Origin of the sequence: Methanobrevibacter sp. (assembly GCF_017432245.1) — an archaeon.
In the GTDB taxonomy this organism is placed as follows: domain Archaea; phylum Methanobacteriota; class Methanobacteria; order Methanobacteriales; family Methanobacteriaceae; genus Methanobrevibacter.
Genome location: NZ_JAFRJO010000043.1, coordinates 1 through 2,860 on the forward strand (window position 1 = coordinate 1; position 2,860 = coordinate 2,860).

Here is a 2,860-nt window from a genome sequence, read left to right on the forward strand (position 1 = left end):
AAATTATATAAATATTAGTTAAATTATATAAAACTATATAAAACGTATATGTGAAATCATGAAAGCAGCTGTTATAGGATTAGGTGTTGAAGGCAAAAAAGCTTTAAATTCCTTATTGAAACACAATTGGGAGGTATATGCTACAGATTTAAATGTCAATATAGATATGGATAATTTGCCTATATCCCTTGCTAGTGTTGATATTTCTCCTCAAAAAGATAGAATCAACTTCGTTAAGGAAAATTTATCCATTGATTTAGGTTTCAATAATCAGAAAGAAATAGACCTATGTGATGCAGTTGTTTTAAGCCCAAGCATATGGGGAAGCAAAATAGCTGAACATTATAAAGACTCCCATAAATTGCTTTGTGACGTTATAACAAAACACAAAAATATGTTCACTATAGGAGTAACCGGAACCAATGGAAAAACCACTACAGTAACTATGATTAAGGAAATCCTGGAAAAAGCAGGAAAAAAAGTTTTAGTTGGCGGTAATGCAGGTGGTGGATTTGAAGGTTACTACGACCTTATCCTAGAAGCTGACAATGGAGATTACGATGTTTTGCTTGTTGAAGTCTGCGATATGACAGTTGGATTCTGCAGTTATTGCTTTGACTTTGATTTGATTGCTCTTACAAATATGGGTAATGACCATATGAATGTTCATGGTTCAATGGAAGGATATAAAGAGTCACTTAAAGAATTTTTTAAAGATAAAACTATCCTCATAAATGAAAATCAAGAGTTTAAAGAAGAATTTAAAGAAGTGGCTAAATCAAGCATTGAATATGATGAAACAGAATATGATTTGAATATATTCGGTAAATTCAATAAATTAAATGCAGGTCTTAGTGAAACTATAGCAAAATTTATAGATAAAAATGTTTTTCCAATTGATGAAAGCATCATAAAAGACTCTTTGGAGAATTTCAAGCCAGTGAAAGGTCGTTTAGAAGTATTAAAATTGAATGATTGCGAGATATATATTGGAAAATCAGATAATTCAGATGCAATTAAACCAATATTGGATGAGGTTGATTTCAAAGCGATATTCATAGGAACTCCAAGACATAATGAAAATCATAGATTTGATATATTGGATGAAGTTGTAAATGCCAATCCAGAGGCAATTATTCTCTTTCCAGGATTGGAAGATACATTAGATCAAGCTAAATATAGATTAAATTCATTAAATTATAAAGGAAGAATTGAAATAGCAAATAATCTTGATGAAATCATAGCATTTGTTGCAGAGTTTTCACATGAAAAAGCTATATTTATCGGAGGAAATGGCCAAGAAAACATTATAAAGATACAAGAGAGATTAAGGCAAATTTCCGATTCAATTAATTCTAAGGAAAATAAGTTATTATTTGAATAAAATAAAGTGATTTCCAATAATAATTACTTAAGCAAAATCATGATCATAGTAATATTTAAGATTTAAATAAAGGAAGTGTAAGTATTAGTTCAAGAAGTTTAACACAAAGAAATTCATTTAAAATATTTGTTGCATTAGTTGCAATAATCATTGTTCTAATACCTCTCTCCATGGCAACTACAGTTATTCACCATCAGAATATGAGTGAAATATCCAAGTATGATAATGGAAGCACTGTATTTGCTGGAGATAATGTAATAGATAAGAACAAGATAGACAAATATCCTATAGTTTCCAATTTAGGTTCTTTAATAACCCAAATAACAGATGGGGAAATTGTAGATGCCTTTTTCTCAATTGCTACAGGAGCAGTTCCAACCCCATCATCTGAATTGCTTTATGGTAATGTAAGTTCAGATGGTATAGTTGATGAGTTTGAAGGACCTGGATATGTGGTTGTAGATAATGATAAGATTACTGTAAATCCACCTGGAGATTTTGTTTGGGGATATAACAGCCCTTATATTCAAGCAAAAATTGTTCCAAACGGAATAGACATTATAAATAATAAAACCAATCAAACAATAGGCCATATTGACCCATCAACTATGAATAATGATACAATTCCTGGTGAAAGGGTAAATGCAGAGACCTTAAAATACTGGTATAATCATTATAATCAAGGTTCCAAATACAATTTAGATTATTGTATTAATGGAATTAATGACAACAGATCTTATATCACTCCTGATATGTTAAGAGAAAAGTTCCCAGAAGCTTATGAGTATTCCCTTAAATATCCTGGAGGCTCTCCAGTAATAGTTTATGGTGAAAACTATACTGAAACAAAAGTGGCAAGCACTTATACCTACTTGGATTCTCACCCACAATACAACGACAGAAACAGGGAATTCAATGCAAAACAGTTTGTAAAAGCATGGAATGGTACTGTAATTCCATCAAATGCATATGCTTGTGGTAGAGAAGGAGTAGGATTCAGTTCAGTTCCTGAAGCTGAAGCGGAATCCGGTATGGCTACTCATGGAGTATGCCCTCCAGCAAGATCACTTAGGAATGCTGTCTTATCATTAGGATTCAGTTTACCTATAGGTATGGATTCTGGACGTGATGCAGTGCTTTATGGTTTCAGTCCATCTACAGGAATCAAGATTAACAACACATTATCATATCCTATTAAAATCAATATGTGGACTGAAGGTTCCGGTGCAGGAATGAGAATCTACACTGACATTTATGAAATGATTCCTAACAGTTATATTGCTAATAATACCAATAGCACAAATTCAACTAACAGTACAAACAATTAAAATTTAAATTAAATTTATTCAATTTTCCAATTGAAATTATTAATTAAGGTAATATTATGCTTACAGTTTCAGCAGTAATCACAGCAGCTGGAAAGAATTCTAGAATGAGAAAGGACCAGGAAGACTTGAATATTCCCATACAAAATAA

2 protein-coding genes and 1 pseudogene are annotated in these 2,860 nt (G+C 31.5%); all 3 read left to right on the top strand.

Features of this window, described 5'->3' with window-relative positions; genetic code table 11:
* Positions 1–58 precede the first annotated feature (58 nt).
* On the top strand, positions 59–1,384 hold the full coding sequence (locus tag IJI80_RS03755; protein WP_292787764.1) for a Mur ligase family protein: 1,326 nt from the start codon (positions 59–61) through the stop codon (positions 1,382–1,384).
* 170 nt (positions 1,385–1,554) lie between these two features.
* Positions 1,555–2,712 carry a hypothetical protein gene (locus IJI80_RS03760; protein ID WP_292787766.1) on the top strand — a complete coding sequence of 386 codons (1,158 nt, stop codon included), beginning with the start codon at positions 1,555–1,557 and terminating at the stop codon, positions 2,710–2,712.
* A 56-nt stretch (positions 2,713–2,768) separates the two neighbouring features.
* Positions 2,769–2,860: pseudogene (locus IJI80_RS08300) on the top strand (molybdopterin-guanine dinucleotide biosynthesis protein MobA); the annotation flags it as partial.